The 19,835-nt window shown below is 39.4% G+C and carries 16 protein-coding genes; 10 read left to right on the top strand and 6 right to left on the bottom strand.

What is annotated here, in order from left to right; all coding sequences use genetic code 11:
- Nucleotides 1-5 precede the first annotated feature (5 nt).
- The 3 genes from AC5YCE_RS04685 to AC5YCE_RS04675 form a co-directional block, all read right to left on the bottom strand.
- Entirely contained in the window at nucleotides 6-1,220 is a 1,215-nt protein-coding gene (locus tag AC5YCE_RS04685) for an acetate/propionate family kinase (RefSeq protein WP_496171231.1), read from the bottom strand.
- A gap of 309 nt (nucleotides 1,221-1,529) precedes the next feature.
- Complete coding sequence (locus AC5YCE_RS04680; protein WP_496171230.1) at nucleotides 1,530-1,943, bottom strand: hypothetical protein; 414 nt, start codon at nucleotides 1,941-1,943, stop codon at nucleotides 1,530-1,532.
- A gap of 287 nt (nucleotides 1,944-2,230) precedes the next feature.
- A complete protein-coding gene (locus AC5YCE_RS04675) occupies nucleotides 2,231-3,496 on the bottom strand; it encodes a glutamate-5-semialdehyde dehydrogenase (protein WP_496124886.1) in 1,266 nt (421 codons plus the stop codon).
- A 287-nt stretch (nucleotides 3,497-3,783) separates the two neighbouring features.
- Here AC5YCE_RS04675 and AC5YCE_RS04670 point away from each other — a divergent pair, with 287 nt between their 5' ends.
- Nucleotides 3,784-5,106, top strand: coding sequence for an alpha/beta fold hydrolase (locus tag AC5YCE_RS04670; RefSeq protein ID WP_496171229.1), 1,323 nt, complete (start codon nucleotides 3,784-3,786; stop codon nucleotides 5,104-5,106).
- A 118-nt stretch (nucleotides 5,107-5,224) separates the two neighbouring features.
- Here AC5YCE_RS04670 and AC5YCE_RS04665 read toward each other — a convergent pair whose 3' ends face one another.
- Both AC5YCE_RS04665 and nagZ read right to left on the bottom strand, forming a co-directional pair.
- Entirely contained in the window at nucleotides 5,225-6,121 is an 897-nt protein-coding gene (locus tag AC5YCE_RS04665; protein WP_496171228.1) for a class I SAM-dependent methyltransferase, read from the bottom strand.
- A 97-nt stretch (nucleotides 6,122-6,218) separates the two neighbouring features.
- Nucleotides 6,219-7,238: a beta-N-acetylhexosaminidase gene (gene nagZ, locus AC5YCE_RS04660; RefSeq protein WP_496171247.1), complete on the bottom strand. Its 1,020-nt coding sequence runs from the start codon at nucleotides 7,236-7,238 to the stop codon at nucleotides 6,219-6,221.
- Between the two features lie 197 nt (nucleotides 7,239-7,435).
- On the opposite strand from nagZ, the gene AC5YCE_RS04655 reads away from it, so the two are divergent.
- From AC5YCE_RS04655 to AC5YCE_RS04625, 7 genes are all read left to right on the top strand, one after another.
- Entirely contained in the window at nucleotides 7,436-9,619 is a 2,184-nt protein-coding gene (locus AC5YCE_RS04655) for a carboxy terminal-processing peptidase (RefSeq protein ID WP_496171227.1), read from the top strand.
- A 214-nt stretch (nucleotides 9,620-9,833) separates the two neighbouring features.
- Nucleotides 9,834-11,897, top strand: coding sequence for a bifunctional diguanylate cyclase/phosphodiesterase (locus tag AC5YCE_RS04650; RefSeq protein WP_496171226.1), 2,064 nt, complete (start codon nucleotides 9,834-9,836; stop codon nucleotides 11,895-11,897).
- Nucleotides 11,898-12,197: 300 nt separating this feature from the next.
- Nucleotides 12,198-13,790: a peptide chain release factor 3 gene (locus AC5YCE_RS04645; protein WP_496124880.1), complete on the top strand. Its 1,593-nt coding sequence runs from the start codon at nucleotides 12,198-12,200 to the stop codon at nucleotides 13,788-13,790.
- Between the two features lie 108 nt (nucleotides 13,791-13,898).
- Nucleotides 13,899-14,738, top strand: coding sequence for a hypothetical protein (locus tag AC5YCE_RS04640; protein WP_496171246.1), 840 nt, complete (start codon nucleotides 13,899-13,901; stop codon nucleotides 14,736-14,738).
- Between the two features lie 157 nt (nucleotides 14,739-14,895).
- Nucleotides 14,896-15,876 (top strand): RsiV family protein, encoded by a 981-nt coding sequence (locus AC5YCE_RS04635; protein WP_496171225.1) that lies wholly within the window; start codon nucleotides 14,896-14,898, stop codon nucleotides 15,874-15,876.
- Between the two features lie 32 nt (nucleotides 15,877-15,908).
- Nucleotides 15,909-16,742 carry a TatD family hydrolase gene (locus AC5YCE_RS04630; RefSeq protein WP_496171224.1) on the top strand — a complete coding sequence of 278 codons (834 nt, stop codon included), beginning with the start codon at nucleotides 15,909-15,911 and terminating at the stop codon, nucleotides 16,740-16,742.
- Nucleotides 16,743-17,108: 366 nt separating this feature from the next.
- Complete coding sequence (locus AC5YCE_RS04625) at nucleotides 17,109-17,894, top strand: tRNA threonylcarbamoyladenosine dehydratase (RefSeq protein ID WP_496171223.1); 786 nt, start codon at nucleotides 17,109-17,111, stop codon at nucleotides 17,892-17,894.
- Nucleotides 17,895-17,952: 58 nt separating this feature from the next.
- Here AC5YCE_RS04625 and dusA read toward each other — a convergent pair whose 3' ends face one another.
- Nucleotides 17,953-18,978: a tRNA dihydrouridine(20/20a) synthase DusA gene (gene dusA / locus AC5YCE_RS04620; RefSeq protein ID WP_496171222.1), complete on the bottom strand. Its 1,026-nt coding sequence runs from the start codon at nucleotides 18,976-18,978 to the stop codon at nucleotides 17,953-17,955.
- A gap of 177 nt (nucleotides 18,979-19,155) precedes the next feature.
- Here dusA and AC5YCE_RS04615 point away from each other — a divergent pair, with 177 nt between their 5' ends.
- Both AC5YCE_RS04615 and AC5YCE_RS04610 read left to right on the top strand, forming a co-directional pair.
- Complete coding sequence (locus AC5YCE_RS04615) at nucleotides 19,156-19,413, top strand: hypothetical protein (RefSeq protein WP_496171221.1); 258 nt, start codon at nucleotides 19,156-19,158, stop codon at nucleotides 19,411-19,413.
- Between the two features lie 45 nt (nucleotides 19,414-19,458).
- Nucleotides 19,459-19,806 (top strand): hypothetical protein, encoded by a 348-nt coding sequence (locus tag AC5YCE_RS04610; RefSeq protein WP_496171220.1) that lies wholly within the window; start codon nucleotides 19,459-19,461, stop codon nucleotides 19,804-19,806.
- Nucleotides 19,807-19,835 lie beyond the last annotated feature (29 nt).

Below are 19,835 nucleotides of genomic sequence, written 5' to 3'. Positions count from 1 at the left end.
GCAACTTATGCAGTTGCTGCTTCAGGATTTTTTGTCATTGCGTTTTCAACCTCACGTATCACGACATTTGAAGTTTCTTGAGCAATACGACCTTCTTCATCTGTTGGAACAACCCAAATTTGCGGTCCAGTTCCCGCATCAATACGTCCTTCTGTACCGCGTTTCAGAGCATCATTCTTTTCTTTACTGAAGTTGAAACCAAAGTGCGGTAGGTAAGACATGGTTTTTTCACGGATGAATGCTGAGTTTTCACCAATACCACCGGTGAAGAACAAACCATCTAAACGCGGTAAACCACAGCTTAACGCTGAAAGTGATTTCGCTAAACGGTAGCAAAACACTTCAATGGCCAATGCTGCATCTTCATTACCTTGTTCTGATGCTTCAATCAAGGTACGCATATCATTGGATAGATCAGATAAACCAAGTAGACCAGATTGGCTATTCAACATTTTGTCAATTTTGTAGATGTCCCAACCTAAGTTTTTCGCAAGGAAGCTATGTAAGCTTGGATCTACATCGCCACTACGCGTACCCATGACTAAACCTTCTAATGGCGTCAAGCCCATAGAGGTATCGACACTTTGACCATTCCAAATGGCACAAGTCGAGCTACCGTTGCCTAAGTGTGCTGTTAACCAGCCCCCTTCTTTATAGCTACCTGCAAGTTCTGAACCGCGTTCAGAAACATAAGCATGACTGGTACCGTGGAAGCCATAACGACGCACGTTATGTTCTGTATAAAGGAATTTAGGAACTGCATAGCGATACGCATGTGCAGGCATCGTTTGATGGAATGCAGTATCAAATACAGCCACTTGCGGAAGGTCTGGAAATAAACGGCGAGTGGCTTCAATACCCACTAGATGAGCAGGATTGTGCAATGGTGCAAGTGGGGTTGCCTCACGAATAATCTCAATAATATCGTCAGTGATCAGCTCAGCTTGAGTCAGGGTGCCACCATGTACAATACGATGACCGATTGCATCAGGTTTATGGTTGGCTAAGCGAGATAAACCCACTTCTAAAGCTTCTTTGTGATCGGCATTTGGGATATGGATATCGACAGGCTCATTGCCTAAAGTCACCCCTTTAATACGCGCATCAGGGGTACCTAAATTTTCAGCAAGTCCATGAATGCGGAAGTTTTGATCTTTGAGTAATAAAGCAAACTTAATTGAAGAAGATCCGCAATTGATGATAAGAACTGAGTTAGGCATGGTGTATTCCTTGACTGGCGATTTTAGTATTAGCTTGTTGTCGTACCAATGATCTTAAATGCTGTATTCTTGATCTGGTTGCATTTGTATCACGCAGTATTTTTTTGTCCTAGATAGACTTTAGGTGATTAGACTTAAGCATTATCGACCCAAATGATAATAATAATTAGAATTTATCGGCTATCAGTTTCCATTTATTATCTAAATACTAGGTGTCGATCTAGGTTAACGATGATCTGCGAGTTGATTTTGTGTGTCGCGTACACCATAACATGCTTGTTGTTTTTTGAACAAATAGGACAAATCAAATTATCCGTTTTTATCTTTTATTTCAGACCAACGCACGATGACATAGGCAAACAATGCCACCATAAAAAACAATAACATCATCCACGCTAGACCCTGCAAAGTTTCAATGATGGTGCGATAGATTTCTAAAAACCAACGTTCTTGAGTCAGTTCGATAATCACACTTTTTTGATTCTCACCTTCCCCGATATAGGTCAGTGGGGTGATGTACTTTTCCATGTCGTAAATACGAATACCAGATGATGTGCCGACGACCATACCTGCAAATTTTGTATATTTCGCCCATGCATGATGAATCGGGTCGTGGATAATGCGTGCAAGGATACTATTGATCGAATTGGAGAAAAGCCACATCACCAAAAGTGATACGCCAAGTGCTAAAACAAAGGTGGTGATAATCAGGTAGTAGAACATTGAGTCATCCTAATATTATCTATTCAGTGGTTTTTATAAAACGTAAGCAGTTCTTATCAAAATAAAGATACATCGAATGATGGATGAATATGTAGCTAAACGGTTCAATCTAATTCATCAAATTGAATTGATGAATTAGGAATGTGGCTGAATTCAATCACAAACATCGGATTAAAGGTGTTGAATCGGAAAAATTTTAAACTCGCCTTAACATGTATCAACTAAAATAGAAAAACGCGTCATGCACGGGGCTATGACGCGTTTTTAGGGTGATTTTAAATCACTTTTTATTGGCGGATTTGACCGTCACCCAAAACAATCCATTTTTGGGAAGTTAAGCCTTCTAAGCCAACGGGTCCGCGGGCATGAATTTTATCGGTAGAAATACCAATCTCTGCACCCAGACCGTATTCAAAGCCATCTGCAAAACGCGTAGAAGCATTCACCATCACTGAACTTGAATCTACACGTGTTAAGAACTTACGCGCCGTGGTGAAGTTTTCAGTAATAATAGAATCAGTATGGTGTGAACCATATTTGTTGATGTGAAGAATCGCTTCTTCCAAACCACTGACAATTTTTACAGCTAGAACTGGACCTAAGTATTCTTCATACCAATCTTCTTCAGTCGCAGCCTTCACAGAATCCCCTAAGATACGTTGCACATCGAGGCAACCACGAAGTTCAACTTTTTTCTCAGCGTACAATTCAGCAACCAAGGGTAAAAACTCATCCGCGACTTTTACATCGACTAAAAGCGTTTCCATGGCATTGCATACGCCATAGCGGTGTGTTTTTGCATTTAGTGCAATTGGAAGTGCTTTTTGAAGATCGGCTTGCGCTTCAACAAAGACATGACAGTTCCCATCCAAATGTTTAATGACGGGAATGGTTGCTTCATTGGTAATACGTTCAATTAAGCCTTTGCCACCACGAGGGATGATCACATCGACATATTCAGACATCGTGATCAATTGACCGACAGCAGCACGATCAGGTGTATTGATCACTTGCACTGCATTTTGTGGCATGCCCGCTGCTTCTAAACCATGTTGAATTGCAGTGGATAACGCTTTATTTGACTCTAATGCTTCAGAACCACCACGCAGAATAATTGCATTGCCCGATTTAATCGCTAACGATGCAGCTTCTAATGTGACATTTGGACGTGACTCATAGATCATGCCCACCACACCCAGCGGTACACGCATTTTACCCAGTTGAATGCCCGAGGGACGATAAGCTAAATCTGTAATCTCACCAATCGGGTCGACCAAATTCATCACGTCTCTTAAACCGTCAAGCATACCTTGAAAGCGTGTGGGGCTAAGTTCTAAACGATCCAGTAATGCGCTGTCCAGATTATTCTCACGACCTTTGGTCATGTCGATAGTGTTGGCAGCTAAAATGTGCGATTGGCTATTTTGCAAAGCAGTGTAAATAGCAGATAAAGCATGATTTTTTTCAAATGTTGAAGCGGCAGCCAAGAAGCGAGATGCCTCTCGAGCATTTTGCCCCAACATTTGCATATACTGTTCGATAGACTCGTGCATAGCGGTATGGTTACTTAAAAATCTCACTCAAATAGTAGCAGTCGATGCTATAACAATCTATGTTTATTCTATAAAAATCGGCATTGGATAAAACTTGTAACTATTTCCTGAGTCAGTGTATCTAGGAAAAAAGATAAATGGTTGATCCTGTGATTGCGTAATATTCACTCATTTGTATAGAATGAAATGTGAATGCTAAATAAGTTACACAATCAAAAATATTTGAGAATGTCGTCTAGATAAGTGGCTTGCAAATTAAAACTATAAGGCCAAATGGAGATAGGGAAATGAATTCCGTTATACAAATGGACTCGGAAATGTACCCGAATACATCAGGGTTTAATTTTTTCGATATATACAATAAAAATAGTTTCAAGCAACCGCCACGGATCACTTGGATCGACGGTTGGAAAGTTGAGTATATGGCGATCGCCGATCCTACAACAATGCATAACACCCCGATTGTGATTGTTGGTGGTGCCTTTCAAACCTTTAGTTCTTATAAATATTGTGTGGAACAGCTTTTTGAAAAAGGACCAGTGATCTTAATTGATTTACCTTCGTTGGGTTCAAATCAGCAAATTCATAATCGTGATACAGGCATTTCTGCAGGAAGTTTAGAAATTTCACAACTTGCAATGATGCTGGGTAATTGGCTTGATATTGTTGAGATTTCTAAAGTATCGGTCATGGGAATGTCCTTAGGCTCTGTGGTTGCATCCTGCTTTGCCGCACAGCGTCCAGAGCTCATGGATCGTATGATCCTCATGGGCGTGATGCAAAAGACCCGTAAAAGCTGGCGCATGCTTTTAGAAGAATCCTTAATGCTGATGAAAGAACAGCGTATGGATGAGTTTGGACAAGCGGTGATTTTGTATTTGGTCAATCATGCCAAGCTGGATCGAACGCGGATGTCACCTACAGCAAAACGATTATTCTTTAAGCAAATGGCTGAGTTTAGTCATACGGAGCAAGAGCGCTATGAAATTAACTGTCATCGTTTATTGAGACTAGACAACGTCCCGATTCCAAGCTGTAAAACATTAGTTGCTTGTGGTCAGTTTGATAGTTTTACTTTGCCCTATGAAAATGCCAACTTCGCTTTGCAATGTCCCGATGTTGAGTTTGCCATGATTGCCAATGCGGATCATGTACCTCAACTGCAACGTCGCAAGGAAACCATGAATTTGTTTACTGCATTTTTAAAAGAGCAATCAATTCAAGGTATTGAAGGAATTATTCCACTCAACCGTCAGCAAATGCAGAGCTTGGAACGCCGTGGCGAAGAGCGTATCAAGGTATCTCATCCTAAAACGTGTTTATCACATCGCCTTTCAGAAAAGGTGCTTCATGTGGAGATCGTTGATCTTAACTATTTTGGCGTGTTGTTCAATGCACCTGCATCTGAAATTGATTATATCAATCAGCATGCTCGTGATTTGGCACTGCATTTGGAAGATGAAGAGGGTGATTTCAAAGTCGAATGCTTAATCTTTGAGGCAACTGATCAGGGTGTTCGTGCTTTATTTAAACACGGTTACTTTGAGGTTGCGGATCGATTACTTAAATTTATCCATCAGCAGAAAAGTCATATTGATGAGCATTTTTAATCTATCTTGTAGATCTAAAACAATTAAGGGCTTCATTTGATTGAAATGAAGCCCTTTCTTTTCTTGATCAATGAGCAAATGTTTACTCTATGCCATAGGTTATTGTGTAAATAGTACTTTATTTAGTCACCTGTGCATGGATCATCCAAACTAAATCACCTAAGTGTTCGCTTGATTCAGCTTGATCAGAATGGTTATTTTCTTGCTGAAAATAGGATGTTGGTTGAACTACATTGACTTGAGTAAATCCTGCATTTTGAAAAAAAGATCTTACTTCAATGGGATCGATAAAATGAAAGCTAAACGCACTTCGAGACATTAATTTTAATAGTTTACTGCTTGACCAAATCACCTTAGCCAGCTTGTTTTTAACAGGCTCTGGATAAATATCCGTTAAATAATGCAAAGCTTTAAAAGATGAACCATATTTCACGATTGATTTAAGTAGTTGTTGTAATAATGCTTTGTCAAAATAGTTGATCAATCCCTCACTGATGATCACTAATGGTCGTTGAGGGTCAAAAACGGTAAATGCATTTTGAAAATCTTCAGTAAACAAGTCAGCAGAGAGCATTGCAGGGCTAAGTGCATCTATTTGTGCTAAGGCAACTTGTTTGGTTTCAGCCATATCCGGCAAGTCCAGTTCGCGATAATCAATTTGAGGATAATGTTGTCTAAACCACCAACCGCGTGGAGATAGTCCCGCTGCGATTTCTAGAACTTGAAGGTCTGGATGTTTTTCGATGAGTTGGGTGAGATGTTCATCCAGTAAAGTATGGCGTGTTCTTAAAGTGGTACGCATACTTCCACCAATATATTTCTCCGCAAGCGTTTCCACTGGATTGGCAATCATAGCTAACGACTTACCTTTGGCTGTCGCAAGAGCAGGGTGTGAAATCCCCATTTGATACCAGATATAACCTGTGTAATGTGCGGTAAATGAAATATGTCGATGTTTGGATAAGTTGGATTTAGAGGTTGGATTAGACTTTGAATTAGACTTGGAGTTAGACATAGTTATCCTTGTTATATGATGCTTTATTCTCGTTATCTTATTTTTATCATGTTTGTCCAATAAAGAAAAAGGAACATCGTTGATGTTCCTTTCATTCTTAGATTGAGCTTTTAAATACTTCAATGGTCTTTTTGACCGCTTGCCATTCATCACCTAAATCAAGTTGTTCACCTATGCTGATCTGAGGGATGCGACCGCGCATGCGCTCTAATCGCTCTTGATTTGGGAGAGCTAAGTCGGTAATGGCATCGAGTGCTAAGCATGCGGCCTCTCGTTGATTACAGACCAAACCCATATCACAGCCTGCATTTAAGGCAGCCAAAATTCGTGCATCTGCGCCACCAGCAACACATGCAGCTTGCATGGTGAGGTCATCTGAAAAGAGCACGCCATCATATTGGAGTTCTTGACGTAGGATTTTTTGAATCCAAAATGGTGAGAATCCAGCAGGGTTAGGATCGACATTTTCATAGATGACATGCGCAGGCATGAGTGCATCCAGTTGTGGTTTGAGTTGAATGAAACTTTGCATGTCATTTTGATAAATTTCTTCATAGCTACGCTGATCAATTGCCGCTGCTACATGAGAATCTGCTTTTACTGAACCATGACCTGGGAAGTGTTTCCCCGTATTTGCCATACCTGCACGCTTCATGCCATGCATAAAGGCACTTGCAAGAGGAATAATATCCTGCACATTTTGAGCAAAAGCACGGTCGCCGATTACATCACTGACATCATTAATATCTAAAACAGGTGCAAAGCTAAAATCAATACCAACCGCAAGAACTTCAGTTGCCATCAGCCAACCACATTTCTCAGCAAGATCAATAGCTTTTTCAGCATCTTTTAAGTAAAGTTCTCCAAACTTACCCATTGCTGGAAGTAAAGTGAAACCATTTTTTAGACGTTGAACTCGACCACCTTCTTGGTCGACCGCAATTAAAATATCTGGTCGAACTTGACGCATATGATCGGTAAGTGCGCGAACTTGTTGAGGTGATTCGATATTTCTGCTAAATAGAATCATGCCACCGACTTGCGGCGCTTTTAAGAGTTCAATATCTTCTTGATTTAGTTCTGTGCCCGCAATATCGAGCATCAATGCGCCAATCATCGTAGAGTCCGTCGTTGTATTTTTAAAAGAGAAAACAATACCCGAATTCTGCAATGATTTGCTACATTTTCTCATTAGAGATTATGATAAAAATACACGGCAGAGACATAAAAAATTGTTTAAGATTTTGAATATCAAGCATTCATATCAAAATAACAGTAATGAAATTGGTTAATCCAAGGAAACACAAAGTATTTATGAAACTACAAACATTAGCTTGTGCAGTTGCGATTGCAACCGGTGGTTTATTTTTTACTCATGCGATGAATGATGCGATTGCTGCGAGTGACCCAGTAACGTCGACAGCTCAAAGTATCCAGCCATCTAGAGAGCAAGCCTTAGTTTCACGTCAGCTAGCAACCTTAGTTGATCGTCAGCATTATTTAAATATGCGCCTTGATGCCAATACATCGAATCGTATTTTAGATATGTATTTGGATAGTCTAGATCCAGATCACAGCTTATTTCTCGCGAATGAAGTGAGTCAATATAAAAAGAAATATGGCTCAACCTTTGGAGCAGCTTTAAAAGCAGGTGATTTGTCTGGTCCTTATGCCATTCATGAGCAATATCGTTTGCGACTTAAACAATTTTATGAATTCATGTTGGCTGAGTTGAAAAAGCCACAGAACTTAAAGCAAGCAGATGTATATATTGAGACTGACCGCGAGAAAGCGCCGTATTTTACCCAGCGTGCAGATCAAGAAACGCAATGGCGTAAAATGCTGGTATCTCAATTGATCAACTTGACGATCACTAAAGAAGAAGAAGCAGCGAAACAGCAAGCGTTAAAAGATGACCCAACACTTGCGGATGGACAGGACTTAACAGCATCTGAAGATTTAACCCCCGTTGAAACTTTAACTAAGCGTTATACACGTCAATTGGAACGTATGGCACGTATTAAAAGTGACGATGTTCTAGATAAAACATTAAATGCCATGTTGGCGACATATGATCCTCACAGTAACTATTTCCCGCCTGTGGATGCGATGGAATTGAACCGTCAAACGACTTTACAGTTAGAGGGAATTGGTGTATCCATCCGTCCAGATCGTGGTAATGAAGATTATACCAAGATTGAAACCATCGTTGATGGCGGTCCAGCAAGTAAAACCGGACAAGTGAAGTCAGGTGATCGCATCATTGGTGTTGCTCAAGATGGCGAGAAGATGGTCGATGTGATCGGCTGGCCAAGTTCAGAGATTGTAGGGCTTATTCGCGGTAAACGTGGCACCAAGGTCACCGTGAAGTTACTTGGTGCGGGCGCTGCCATGAGCCAAGCACGATCAGTGACTATCGTTCGAGATGTGATTCAAGAAGAAGATGCAGGTGTTCGTTCACGGACTGTGGAGATTACACGTGATGGTAAGAAGCATATTTTTGGTGTGGTTGAAATCCCATCGTTCTATTTGAACTATCGTGCACGTAGAGCAGGGGCGGATTATCGTTCTGTTTCTGAAGATACCAATAAAGCCTTACAGGCATTAGCCACTAAAAATGTTGAAGGCATCTTGATTGATCTACGTAATAATCCAGGTGGCTCACTTGAAGAAGTTGCCAAAATGCTAGGACAAGTCATTAAGTCTGGGCCGGTGGTACAGATTCGTGATGGTAATGGTAATGTCAGCGTCTTTGAGGATACCGATGGGGGTAAGCAGACCTATGCGGGTCCTCTCGCAGTCATGATCAATCTGGCATCTGCATCTGCCAGTGAGATTTATTCTGCTGCCATTCAGGACTATGGTCGTGGCGTTGTGATTGGCAGTACCACGACAGGTAAAGGAACTGCGCAGGTTCAGCTAGATACTTTGGCCCATGGTCAAGCAACGCTTACCCAACGTAAGTTCTATCGCGTCACGGGGGGCAGTACGCAAAATAAAGGGGTGATTCCAGACATCAAACTTGTCGACATCTACGATGAAGAATTTGGTGAGCGTAAGGCAAAAAATGCATTGGAATGGGATACGATTGCAACCACGCCATTTAAACGTGAAGGTGAAATCGAAAGTCATATTCCAGCATTAAGTGAGAAATCTAAACAACGTGTTGCTGCTGATGCACAGTTTCAATACTTAGAAGCGCGAAAAATGATCGCTCAAGCGGCGAAAGAACAAAAGAAAATTGTTCTAGATATAGACAAACGCAAAGCTGAACTTAACGCGCTTGAACAAAAAACCTTAGATGCTGAAAATAAACGACGAACGGAAACAGGAAAAAAACCTTATCCAAACTGGGAAAGTTATCAAGCTTCAATGGATGCTTTGGTTGAATCAAGATCTAAAATTAAGGCAAATCAAAGACCTGCGCTTCCTGAAGAGGAGACATTCGTCATAGAAGCTGCAAACGTCTTATTGGACTTGAATCACTTGAAAAAATAACTAAATTTAATCTTTAGTTTAGTTAAAAAATGGCGTATTTTTATATGCCATTTTTTTATATTCCCAGATAAAAAGAACTTGACCTTCAATGAGATGGTGATATTGTTGTAAGCGATAAACGCTCATTAAAAGTTGAACCTTCTTACATTTATAGGCTGTATTTTTGGGGTTTAAATAGAAGAATAATTAGGTTCAGGAATGGAATAGTTTTTATATGATTCATATGAGTTATAATTATGCACTTGTAACAGGTTCTGTCGTAGCGGCAGTCATTACCTGTTATGTTGCTATTTCATTACAGCAGCTCATATTTTCAAACTCCAACTCATCTCGAAAAAAAACACTTATATTTTTCAGTGGATTGATTCTAGGCTTTGCGATTTGGGTCATGCATTTTGTTGGCATGCTGGCTTGTCATTTGCCCGAAGGCTACAGTTTTTCTCCAAGTGTTACTTTCTTATCCTATATTATTGGCGCTGCAGCCTCTATTTTTGCAGTTTGGCTTACAAGCCGTGAAACCTTACCTCTAAGCCGGCTGGTACTGGGCTCTTTTGTAATGGGGATTGGTATATCTGGGATGCACTATACTGGGATGGTTGGGTTACTTATTCCAGGGTATATCATCCATTACAACTCCATGTTAGTCATACTTTCTGTTCTGATTGCGATTTGTGGTACAGGTTTGACATTTTGGTTATTTTTTAAAATAAAACAAATTAATGCAAATGGTTTTATCTTAAAATTAACAGTCGCAGCATTATTAGCCATTAGTATTGTTGGGATGCACTATACAGGCATGGCAGCAGCGAGCTTTCATACGATTCAAGAAAGTATGCATGCGATGGCGATGCAGGAAGGTTCGGAATTAACACTCTTTGTGATTATTGCGATTACTTGCTTGATACTTGTTGCGTCTTTTGCAGTCGCTATTTTGGAATTAAGATTAGAAGACCGAAATTTACAGCTTTTAAGAGTCAATCAAGAACTGGAAAATTTAGCTTTACAAGATAATCTCACCAAACTTCCCAATCGTTTATTTTTAATTGATTACACCACTTCGCTATTTTCCCTGCATAAATTTTCAAATAAAAAAATCGCATTTATCTATATTGATTTAGATCGATTTAAAGCAGTGAATGATGCTTTTGGACATCATATTGGTGATGAGTTGTTGGTGAAGCTTTCTCAGCGGCTGCACGCGCTATTAGAGCCCGATCAAAAATTAATACGGCTTGGTGGCGATGAATTTTTATTGGTGATTGAAAACTTTAAACCTGACCGTACTGAAGCTGTTGCAGAAATAATTTTACAGAATATTCAAGATGGTTTTAATGTTGCAGGTAAAGAAATCAATGTATCTGCAAGTTTAGGCGTTGTTTATTATCCTGATCATGGCACAAATTTACATGACCTGTTGATCAATGCAGATGCGGCTATGCTTCAATCGAAGGAGCAAGGGCGTAACACATTTAGTGTTTTTAATTATTCGCTTGACCAACAAGAAATTGCACGCAGTCAATCGAAGCTCATCAATGATCTTTACAAGGCCGTAGAAGAACAACAATTTGTATTGTTCTATCAACCAAAATTTAACGCAGATCTAGAAGTCTGTGGTGTAGAGGCATTGATACGTTGGAAGCATCCAAGTCTAGGATTGCTCGCGCCAAATATGTTTATCGAGGGTGCTGAACAAACAGGTCTCATTATCAAAATGGGCTATTGGGCACTTGAGCAGGCATGTAAGCAATTACAACTTTGGACGGCGCAAGGACGTGCATTTGCACCTATTGCGGTCAACTTATCTGCAGTTCAATTTGAACATAAACAGCTGATTGATACTTTAGCCAATTTGATTGCGAAATATAACGTTGATTCAAGTGATTTAATTATTGAAATCACTGAATCTACAGCGATGCATCATATCGATATGAGTATTCGTACTTTTGAAAATTTGCGTAATTTGGGTATTTCTTTGGCGATTGATGACTTTGGAACAGGACATTCAAGTTTCTTGTATTTAAAAGATCTACCGGTTGATGAGTTGAAAATTGACCGTGAATTTATTCGTAATTTATCAGTGGGTTCAAAAGATGAGATTATTCTGCGTAGTATTATTGAATTGGCGAATCGTTTGGGTTTAGTGGTTACTGCAGAAGGCGTGGAAACACAGCAACAAGCAGATATTCTTAAAGCTTTAGGTTGCCAGCAATTCCAAGGTTATTTACTCGGGATGCCATTGCCTGTAGACCGATTAGAAACCACTTTTAAAAATGTTTGATTTAGACTGGATGCCTTTTAATTCAAATAGTCGATGCAAATAAATCTTGAATTTAAAATTTTTATTTTTTGAATATATTTTCTACTCAAGCATTTAGATTCATATCCAAGAAATGCGTTCAGCTCCCTCCTCAATAAGGATTTCACCTAAAGTTTTTAAGCAATTGATTTTCACTATTCAGTATCACATTTTGCATAGCACGATCAGAAAACAATAGCGATAAATCTGCTACAATACTGCCAAATTTTAAATTTGATCAGCACTTGATCTTGAAGCTGCTCTTCTGCGGCAGGTATTAACATGAGCTTTAAAGATGAATTAGCGGCACAAGTCGCTCAAAGACGTACGTTCGCTATCATTTCCCACCCCGATGCGGGTAAGACCACCATGACAGAAAAATTACTGTTGTGGGGGCAAGCGATTCAGGTTGCAGGTATGGTGAAAAGCCGTAAGTCTGATCGTGCAGCGACATCTGACTGGATGGAAATGGAAAAAGAACGTGGTATCTCGATTACCACGTCGGTGATGCAATTTCCATTTAAAGATAAAATGATTAACCTTCTAGATACACCGGGACATGAAGATTTCTCAGAAGACACCTATCGTACATTAACAGCAGTAGACTCAGCATTAATGGTGATTGATGGTGCAAAAGGTGTCGAAGATCGTACGATTAAATTAATGGAAGTGTGTCGTATGCGCGATACACCGATCATTTCGTTCGTCAACAAAATGGACCGTGAGATTCGTGAGCCACTAGAGTTGCTTGATGAAATTGAAAACGTCCTCAAGATCAAATGCGTTCCGTTGACTTGGCCTTTAGGGACTGGTCGTGATTTCGCTGGTGTTTATAACATCATTGAAAAGAAATTCTATGTGTATCAAGCAGGCTTTGGGTCAACCATTACCGATATTGAGGTTCGTGATGGTTATGACTATCCAGATCTACGAGAAAAAGTAGGTGACTTGGCTTGGGCGGCATTTGAAGAATCACTAGAGTTAGTTGAAATGGCAAATGAGCCATTAAACACGGAAGAGTTTCTAGCGGGTCGTCAAACGCCTGTGTTATTTGGTACAGCTCTGGGTAACTTCGGTGTTGATCATGTGCTGGATGCATTTAGCTTATATGCACCTGAGCCGAAAGCACATCCTACTGAAGCGCGTAAAGTTGAAGCAACTGAAGAGGGTTTCACAGGCTTTGTCTTTAAAATTCAAGCCAATATGGATCCAAAACATCGTGACCGTATTGCATTCATGCGTATTTGTTCAGGTCGCTATGAGAAAGGCTTGAAAATGAAGCATGTACGTCTAGATAAAGATGTACGTATCAGTGATGCCTTAACATTCCTTGCAGGCGACCGTCAGCACTTAGAAGAAGCGTGGCCGGGTGATATCATTGGTTTGCATAACCACGGTACGATTCAGATTGGTGATACCTTTACTTCAGGTGAAAAACTTCAATTTACGGGTATTCCTCACTTTGCACCTGAAATGTTCCGTCGCGTTCGTTTAAAAGATCCATTGAAATCTAAACAGCTTCAAAAAGGTCTGAAAGAGCTTTCTGAAGAAGGTGCAACGCAAGTGTTTATGCCACAAAACAGTAATGACTTAATTGTTGGTGCTGTGGGTGTGCTTCAGTTTGAAGTGGTTGCATACCGTCTTAAAGAAGAATACAAAGTGGATTGTGTTTACGAGCCAATCAGCATCAATACAGTTCGTTGGGTTTCTTGTGATGATGAGAAAAAGTTCAACGAATTTAAGAAAAAAGCACATGATCAACTGTCTTTAGATGGTGGTGGGCATTTGACTTATCTTGCTCCAAGTCGTGTGAATTTGCAGTTGATGCAAGAGCGTTATCCTGATATTAATTTCCGTGCAACACGTGAGCATTAATACAGTTTAAATATGTATAGTGATAAAAACAGCTTCTTCAGGAAGCTGTTTTTATTTCAAAATAGCTTATGATCATTTAGGTGAATTCAAGGAATGTATGCTGTGAAAATGGAACTCAATAACTCAACATTTATACCTACATTTTTCAAGGCGTGTTTATTCAGCTTCTGTATTTCGAGTCTGGTGGCTTGTGATGCTAAAAATAAAGAATCAAATGATGAGCAATCGAATATCGAATTGAAAAAGGAACAACAAGCAGAGATTCTTCCTTTTTTAAATATTCAAGAACAACCCGCAAAATATGCTTTGCCTTTTTGTGAGAAGAAAAATTGTATTGAGATGGATATTCAAACGATTCAAACTCAAGATGCATGGATGAATCAATGGATTGCTGAAAGCCAATCACGTGTGATTCAGGATCAAATAGGTTTAAAACAAGCGATGTCATTGCAACAAGCAATCGATGCCTATGTCAAAAAATCAGATGCTTGGCAGGCTGAGTTTGCAACAAATCAGGCTTATGAATTGCATTTGAATACGCGAATCGCCTCACAGCGCAACCAATATGTATTACTACAAGTGATTGTGAATACCAAGCAACAAAGTATGACGGTCAAAGACCGTGGTTATTTCTTTGTCGCTGATCGAAAATTAAAAAAGAAGTTAAGTTTGTTGGATGTGATTCAAAACAATCAGCAAAATGCTTTAAATGAAATGATTCAAGTAAAATATACTGAATGGAAAGCAGATCAAAGTTCTGACACCCAGAAAGCAGCGCCTAAAAAATTGTATTGGGGACAAAGCGACTGGTTTTTTGATGGTGAAGGCATCGGGTTACATTATCGCGCCAATGAAATTGTTAAAGATGGGACTCAGTTAGATATTTATCTCACCAAAGAACAAACGTCACAGGTGTTACGCCCAGAAATACTTGAAAAAATGTTTTAAATTTTATAATGATAGCGACTGTCATATTCTGTAAGAACTAAGCGGTTAGATTTAAACTCAAGGTATCTAAACCTATACAAATGAAGCTTGAGCATGCTAAGTGACAGCGCTAGGCTAGGATTTTAGATAAAAGCGATTTCCTGATTGGGATCAAGAGATGTTAAAAATTAATAAACTAGCTTTAATGCCCGTGATCAGCTTAATGGCACTGATGAGTGCTTGTCAGCCCGTTGATAAAGATCAAGATGCAAAAGCGCCGATTGATCAAGGTGCAGTATCAGAGCCTGTTGTTGAGCAACTTAGACTCATTGGTTCAACGCAGACGATTCCAGTGGTACTTGAACCCTGTCGTGGCAATGGTTGCCCTGAAATCCGTCTTGATCGATTAAGTACAAATCAACCTGAGTTAGACAAAATCATTGATCAGGCAATCGTGAAAATTCTTCAATCAACGATTGAAGTCGATGCAAAAGATGAAAAGGTATCGCAGGATGTAATTACTGCGTCTGATGCAAATGCTGAAACGTCTGCCAGTGAAGTGGATCAACAAGCTACTGCTACTCAGGCTTTGGCACAGCAGATACAGCCTTACGTTAATAATTTTTTAAAATTGGATGATGAGCTGAAAAAGCTCGGTGTAAATCATGAAATTACATTTAGTGTAAGCCCTAAAATTTTAAACTCTCAAGAACCTTTGGCAACTGTTGTGATCAACTCAAGTCATTATTTGGGTGGTGCGCATGGTTCTTCAGCACAGCATTATTATAATTACGATTTAAAAGAGAAAAAAATCATTGAACTTGATCAATTGATTGAAGCCAATAAACGGGTTGATCTGAAACAATTGGCACATGACCAATTTAAAACATGGGTGATAGACAATAAATTGGCTGAAAATGTTCAAGACTATGAACAAGCTTGGAAATTTGAGCTGAGTCAAAACTACTATTTGGGCAAGCAAGGCTTAATTTTACAATATCAAGAATATGAAATTGGTCCTTATGTGGTGGGTTTACCGCGGTTAACGATTCCCTATGAACAGCTCAAAGGTATTTTGAAACCGCAATATTTACCTGAAGCCTTTAAAGAGCAACAGGCAAGTTCGGATGCCGTGGTTACTCAGTCGTCTAAGACATAAACCTCAATAAAGTAGAGTACGAAATAGATCTCATGAGTTCTTTGCCCCCTGTTCCTTTATTTGATACACATACACATTTTGATGTATCGGATTTTGATGCTGATCGCGCAGAATTAGCACTCAAAGCAAAACAGGCAGGGGTGCAGGCGCTTGTCTTAATTGGTTTTCTACGAGAGCGTTTTGATATTTTAATTCAGACGCATCACCAACTGAATCAATTACCTAATGCACCACGAAGCTATTTAGCACCAGGGCTTCATCCTTTTTATATCGAGCAACATCAAACTCAACATTTGGATGAATTAGAAAAAGTATTGAGAGCACATGATTGTGTTGCTATTGGTGAAATTGGCTTAGATACTTTTTTAAAGCAACATAAGCAAGCTGAAATTTTTGAGAAGCAAAAGCTTTATTTTTCAAGACAAATAGAGATGGCGCAACATTTTGATAAACCTATATTGCTACATATCCGTAAGTCCCATGCAGAAACTTTAGCGATGCTTAAAAAACATCAATTTAAGCAAGGTGGTATCGCACATGCGTTTAGCGGGGGTGTGGAAGAGGCAAAAGCATTGATCAAATTGGGTTTTAAGTTGGGGATTACAGGACAAATTACCAATCCTCAAGCCAAAAAGCTCCACACAGTCGTACAGGAGCTTGGTATTGAGCATTTGGTCTTAGAAACAGACTGTCCCGACATGACGCCACTATGTTGTCAGCTTTCGAATCAACATCGGACACGGAACACACCTGTCAATTTACCCTTCGTTTTAGATGGACTTGTTGACGTATTCGGTGGTGATCGTGAGCAAATCGCCAATACAGTATGGATGAATTCTATGGAGGCGTTACATTTAAAATCCTAGATTAAAAATTTAAGCTTAAACGTTTAAAACAGGATAAATTTAATTTTGAAAATGTTGTTAGATTAAGCAAATGATCGGTAGCTTCGTTTCAAAGTGTTATGTTTGCTTGAATGTTTAATCAAACTGACATATGTTAATGTCAGAATGAAATCTAATTCTAATCACTCTATTTCATATGCCATTACAGACTCAACATTAGATACCAAAAAATACTCAGTTCTCCAGGCCTCACACCAAAAGCAGTGGGGCTTTTTTTTATCTAGCTTTTTAGATAATGTCGTTCAGCGACAATCATTCGGCTGAAAATACATTTTCACAGGTGAATTTGTTAAAATGTAATTTGTACTTTTAAGATTGATTTGAGCTATGAGTGAAATTCTCCAAGATGATGAATATGAACGCCGTTTTGCAGGTGTTGCGAAAATTTATGGAGAACAAAGCTTCAATCATTATGAGCAAAGTCATGTCATGGTCATCGGGATTGGTGGGGTTGGTTCTTGGGCGGTTGAAGCTTTAGCGCGTACAGGGCTTGGTGAGTTGACATTGGTCGATATGGATGTGGTTGCTGCGTCAAATATTAATCGTCAATTACCTGCAATGACGACAACCCTCGGTCATGAAAAAATTGAAGTGATGGCTGAGCGTTGTCGCGCCATTAACCCTAGAATTAAAATCAATTTGATCGATGATTATTTAACACCTGAAAATATCCCAGACATTCTAGCGAGTACACCTGATTTGATTCTGGATTGTATCGATGATGTGAAAGCCAAATTTGCTCTAATGTTGCATTGTCGCTTTAACAAAATTCCTTTGATTGTCTCGGGTGGCGCAGGTGGCAAGCTTGATCCGTTAAAAATCCGTGTGGCTGACTTATCTAAAACCGAACAAGACCCAATGTTAGCCAAGTTACGGACTCAACTCCGTAGCAAAGGTATTTGTAAAAAGCCAAAAGAGAAATTTGGTATTACCTGCGTGTACTCGATTGATAATCCATTCTCAAGTGCTGAGGTTTGCCCAAGTGCAGGATTGCGCTGTGGTGGTTATGGTTCGGCTGTCGTTGTGACTTCGAGTTTTGCCATGGTGGCAGTTTCAGAAGTACTTAAGAAATTGGATCGGAAAAAAGCCCAGCAATTAAACGCTTTAAAGTGAGTTGATTGCTTAAACTTCATTGTAAAAAGCCCCAATTTATGGGGCTTTTTTATAGGTATTAAATTTCAGGTTGCTGATTTCTGAGTTCACTTTCTTTTAAATAATCTTCAGTGCGTTGCATCGCATCTTTGATATTCACAATCGCATTTTCAACATCAGCAAAAGTTTTGGCATTGCCACCACTTAAAGCCTGACGCCATTTACGTGCACCTGGTAAATTTTGGAATAAACCGAGAATGTGACGTGTGATAATAGAAAGTGGCGCACCTTCTTGCATACGTTTCGCAATATACGGCATCATTTGATCCATGATTTCAAAACGATCAGGCAGATCTAAATTCCACAATTGACCGAGTTCAGCCAATAAATACGGATTATGGTAAGCCTCTCGTCCAATCATTACCCCATCAACATGCTTGAGATGTTCTTGGGTTTCTGCAAACGTCTTAATACCACCGTTGATTTCAATCAGTAGATTCGGGCGGTCTTGTTTTAATCGGTATACATCTTCATAACGCAAAGGTGGAACATCACGGTTTTCTTTAGGCGATAAACCTTGCAGTAATGCAATACGGGCGTGAACGATGAAATTATTACAGCCTGTCTTCGCCACGGTATCGACGAAATGCAACATTTCTTCATACGACTGCATGTCATCAATCCCAATCCGATGTTTTACCGTCACTGGAATATCAACCGCATTGCGCATCTCTGCAATACATTCAGCGACTAGATCAGGCTCTGCCATCAAGCATGCGCCAATTTTATTATTTTGAACGCGGTCACTTGGACACCCGACATTGAGGTTGACTTCATCATAGCCCCAGTCTTGCGCCATTTTGGTACAGGTTGCTAGGTCTTTCGGATGAGAACCACCAAGCTGTAAAACAATCGGATGTTCTTCATGGTTATAATCTAAATGACGATTCGCCCCACCGTAAATAATCGCACCAGTGGTTACCATTTCGGTGTACATGATGACGTTTGGATTGAACAAGCGAGCAAAGAAACGGTAGTCCTTAGTCGTCCAATCCATCATCGGTGCAACCGAGATTCGAGGTGTTAATGACTGGATTGATGACATAAACAAGATCCGTAGCAAAGAATATAAAGAGCGCAGAATTATACGAGTTTTCGAAAAAAATCGACAGTCTTAGAAAAATACACACATTTAATGGGTATGACATAACAAAATCAAAATTGTGCAATGTTTAAAATTTAAGTATGTTGGAAAAATAAGAGATAAAAGTAAGAGGTCACTATGATCTACGTACTTGAAGAAATATTTAAAAGTACAAAAAATCAAAATTCTGAGCAATTTAATTTAAGGATTCAACGCTCATTGAGTTGGTTAAAAAAATCAGTTTTGATGGAAGATGATAAAGATCTTCAGTTTTTAAGCCTATGGGTTTCTTTTAATGCCATTCATGCAGAAGATGTGGACAGTAAAACGCAACAAAAAGATCAGATTGGACAATTTCTAGAGCTGATTTCACCTCAAGATGCAACACAAAAATGATCAAATATTATATGGGGGAAACTCGAAGCACCCATTAAAAAAGTATTGGATAATCCATATTCTTATCAAATGTATTGGGACTATCGCAATCAAACGGTGTCTCAAGCTACATGGAGAGAGCATTTTGAAAATGAGAAAAAACGGATACAGTATCTGCTAGAGATAAAAGATTTAAACACGCTGCTTTATACCCTATTAAACCGAATGTTAACCATTGAGTATCAGATTTTACAGGGTGGGGTCAGCTATAACAGCAGTTTAAACCGTCCTTTAATTGGTCAATGTTGCCAAATTTTAACGGCATTGATTCCCACAATTTTAGAACTACTCATTAATAATGCTCAAAAGTGGCATTTCTTAAAACCGCATTATCCTGTTGTACAAGTTTCATAATAAAAGTCTCTTAATAAAGATGCTCTTTA

Source organism: Acinetobacter sp. CY79 (genome assembly GCF_059515845.1).
The sequence above is the reverse complement of the archived record's forward strand: the minus strand, read 5'-3'. Positions and strand labels throughout refer to the sequence as shown.